This is a genomic window from Streptococcus sp. 4886 (assembly GCF_013276485.1).
Lineage (GTDB): Bacteria > Bacillota > Bacilli > Lactobacillales > Streptococcaceae > Streptococcus.
In genome coordinates, this window is sequence record NZ_VMLD01000047.1 from 1 (window position 1) to 430 (window position 430).

1 protein-coding gene is annotated in these 430 nt (G+C 41.4%); it reads left to right on the forward strand.

Annotation, left to right across the window (positions count from 1 at the left end; genetic code table 11):
• Window positions 1–430 (forward strand): hypothetical protein (locus tag HT679_RS11085; RefSeq protein WP_173214656.1); only part of this gene is annotated, 430 nt, incomplete at both ends.

Genomic DNA, 430 nt, shown 5'->3' on the forward strand with positions numbered 1-430 from the left:
TGGACGGTAACAAGCGGTGATGCGAGTCTATTAGATAACGGTACGTTACGCTTGAAACCATCAAGCTACACAGCTGGTCAAGCAGTAAGTGTTAGCGCAACGAAGGGAAGCGACGCTACAACCAGTCAGGCATCAAGTGCAAGTATCACTCCGACAGAGCATACAGTGACTACAAATACACTAGTCAAACCATACAAACAAAATGTTACAGATAATGATTTGTTAGACGCTGTAAATGCTGAACACAAACAGACTGTTAATCTGAAAGATGGAACAAGTTATCCTACAACAGATGGTTTCCATGATATTGAACTTACAGTGACATATGAAGATGCTAGTACGGAAAATGTACCAGCCAAATACAAAGTCACAGATGCTTCTAAAGGGACTATCGACAAAGCGGCTGAGACTAAGAAAGATGCTATTGATG